4 protein-coding genes are annotated in these 2,952 nt (G+C 68.2%); all 4 read right to left on the bottom strand.

Annotated features, from left to right (window positions below):
• Nucleotides 1-252, bottom strand: a 252-nt coding sequence (locus GF405_03925) for a hypothetical protein (GenBank protein ID MBD3367313.1), incomplete at its 3' end; no start/stop codon positions are given.
• Nucleotides 249-1,361 (bottom strand): poly-gamma-glutamate system protein, encoded by a 1,113-nt coding sequence (gene pgsW / locus GF405_03920; protein MBD3367312.1) that lies wholly within the window; start codon nucleotides 1,359-1,361, stop codon nucleotides 249-251. The genes pgsW and GF405_03925, both read right to left, overlap by 4 nt.
• A complete protein-coding gene (pgsC, locus tag GF405_03915) occupies nucleotides 1,342-1,803 on the bottom strand; it encodes a poly-gamma-glutamate biosynthesis protein PgsC (protein ID MBD3367311.1) in 462 nt (153 codons plus the stop codon). The genes pgsW and pgsC overlap by 20 nt, the downstream gene beginning before the upstream one ends.
• Nucleotides 1,800-2,952 (bottom strand): poly-gamma-glutamate synthase PgsB (gene pgsB / locus GF405_03910; protein MBD3367310.1); only part of this gene is annotated, 1,153 nt, incomplete at its 5' end. The genes pgsB and pgsC, both read right to left, overlap by 4 nt.

Here is a 2,952-nt window from a genome sequence, read left to right as displayed (position 1 = left end):
GTTCTCGGCGTCGACGTCGTTCGGAAGCCTCAACCGCGTCAGGATCTTGAGCCGCGTCGGGCCGTCGACAGAGAAGACGAGCGGCTCGTCCGCCGTCAGCCGGTAGTAGGTGAACGTCTCGCCGTCGACCAGCATCTGCGTCTCGACCGCGTACGAGGTCGGCGTGAAGGAGCGCCAGTCGAGGGCGGCGGCGTCCGAGGTGAGCGCCGCCGCGGCGGCGAGGACGAGCAGCAGTGAGACGGTCCGTCTCATGACCCCTCCGATCTCGGTCGTCTGAACAGGTAGTGCTTCAGGTCGATACGCACCACGACGAAGATAAGGAAGCCGTAGAGCACCGCCAGCACGGCGACGAGCGGCACGTTGTAGTGGTCCTGATAGAAGATGCCCCCGGTGCCGACCTCGGGGACCGGAACGGGGTCGATCGTCAGTCCGTACCGGTCGATGAACGGGTCGGCAGACGGGACATGAACGACCGGGACGCCGCGGTCCGCCATGCGGACGAGCGCGCCGCGCCGCGGGAAGTTCTTCGTCCCGAGCACTCTCGAGAGGCCCGGGCGCACGAGTTCGTCGAGCCGGCTGGTCCCCACGCTTCCCAATCCCCCGCCCACGTTGACGTAGAGTGCGTACCCCGCATCACCCGCGGCCTCGTCGTAGATCTCCATTCTCCTGACGATCGACTCGTCGAGCGACGGCTCCTCGATGAGCGGGACGTTCGTCCGCTCCGCGGCCTCCCGGGCGAGCTCTCGTCCCTTCGGCGGAAGCCCGCGTCCGCGGTCGTCCCCGCCCCCGATCGACGCCGCTACCGAGCCGTGCTCGATGATCTCGCGGTCGAGGAGGATCGCCTCCATGTCGAGCCAGGTGAGCTCGGGATCGGTCGCGCCCCACATCGACGAGCCGACCGACGTCACCGGCACGGGGACGGCGCCGAGCGTCTCGATCGAGATGAGCATGGCCGCATTGAGCAGCGGGTACGAACCGCTCATCCCAACGGCCACGAGGTCGCCCTCCGCGACCCCGGCCCGCTCGAGGAGCTGCACGAAGACGGCCGCCATGTTCGGATCGAGCGCCCGGAGCTTCGCGTCGTGCGAACCGCGGCTCGTCGTGATCAGCGAGAACTCGGGACCGATGAGACCGGTGTCGTTCGGGTCGTTGACGACGTCGATGGGGCCGCCCATGCCCAGCCGAACCTCGCGGATCGCCTCGAGCGCCTCACGGGTCAGCGTCGCCGCCTGCATCTTCTCGCGGAAGTATGGCTGCGCCTCGGGCGAGCGCGAGCGCTCCACGACGCCGAGGAGCAGGAGTCCGATGACGGCGAGCGCCAGCAGCGCCCACCCGTGGACCCTACCAGGTCGGTACTTCAATGGGCGCCCCTCCCGTTGTCAGGATCAGAACGAGCCGCACCATGACGGCGGCCATCAGCATCGACATCAGCGTCACAAAGGCCCCCTGGCGGTCCATCCAGTACGCGATGAGCCCCGGGATGATGTAGCCGATGGCCTCGAAACTCAGAAACTCGGGGAACTCCGGTCTCCCGAAGATGACGCGCGTCAGATGTCCGTACAGGAAGCCGAGGAGGATGACCATGACCAGGAAGCGTTTGCCGTAGAGCAGCATGAACTGCCCCATGATCTTCGCGGTCAGGTACGTAAGGACCGCGGCGACGACCGTGCCGACCACCCGCCAGGGCTCGGCGAGCGCCAGCGCGATGTAGCCAGGCACGACCATGCCTCCCGCCGCCAGCCCGAACGCCTCCGAGAAGATCAGGCTCATGATGAGCCCGATGCCGATGGCAACTGGAATCACTGGTTCTCCCCCTGGATGAGTTCGAGGAGCCTGCCTCCGACGCCGCCGATGTTCCCGACGCCGACGGCGATGGTCCGCCTGCCGGCATGACCGACGAGCGCCTCGTAGACGTCGAAGGCCCCGAGCCCCCCGAGGTCGGTGACCTTCGACTGGTCGAGCCCCCTGGAGAGGGCGATCCGCCTGACCGCCTGTGTCATGCCACCGGCGAGGATGAAGTGGTCCGCGTCGAGGTCCTCCGCGATGATCTCTCCGAACTGGAACGCTCGGTCGGGACGGTCCTCCCGCATCCCGACGATGACGACGACCTTTCTCTCAGGGTCCGACCGGGGCGCGACCGTCTCCCAGACGGCGCGCGTCGACTCGCGGTCGTTCGCCGCGAAAGCGTTGATGAACTCGATCTCCTTGCCCTCGGTCTGGAAACGGTGGACGGTGAGCGCGCCGGGGTCGGGACTCGCCGCCCGCATCCCTCTGAGGGCGGTCTCGCGGTCTACGCCGAGGTGCTCACAGACGGCGAGCGAGAGGGCGATGTTCTCGGCGTGCTCGACGTACGAGAATCCGTCGGTCAGAGACGCGTCATCCGGCGTGCCGACCTCCCGAAGCTGGGCCCCCAGTCTCTCGGCCGTCTCCCTGAGAGGACCGACCCGGTCGTGCTCCGACGTGAAGACGACGCCGCCCCGCGGAATGGTCCCGGCCAGCGCCACCGCGACGTCGTCGACGGTCGGTCCCATGACGTCAAGATGGTCCGGCCGGACGTTGGTGATGACACCGACCGTCGAGCGCACGAGCTGGTGCTCCGAGACCCTCTGGAGATCGGGCCGGATGGCCATGCACTCCACGACGAACGCGTGTGCCCGCTCACCCGCCGCCCGGGCGACGATGCCGATCTGCTCGCGGATGTTGGCGGGGCCCGGCCTCGGCACCGGCTCCTCACGCCCGTCGGCATCGATGTAGCGCGCGGCCGAGCCGGTCGTCTTCGCGACCGTCCTCACGCCGCCCTCGCGAAGCCCTGCCGAGATGAGACGTGTAACCGACGACTTGCCGCGCGTGCCGTTGACATGCACGCGGACGGGGAGCGCGCCGAGACGCCGGACGTGAAGGCGGTACTCGACGAGCCCGTAGGTGAAGAAGGCCACTGCCAGAAGAAGGACG

Source organism: Candidatus Effluviviaceae Genus V sp. (genome assembly GCA_014728125.1).
Lineage (GTDB): Bacteria > Joyebacterota > Joyebacteria > Joyebacterales > Joyebacteraceae > WJMD01.
This window is presented reverse-complemented; position numbering and strand designations above follow the sequence as displayed.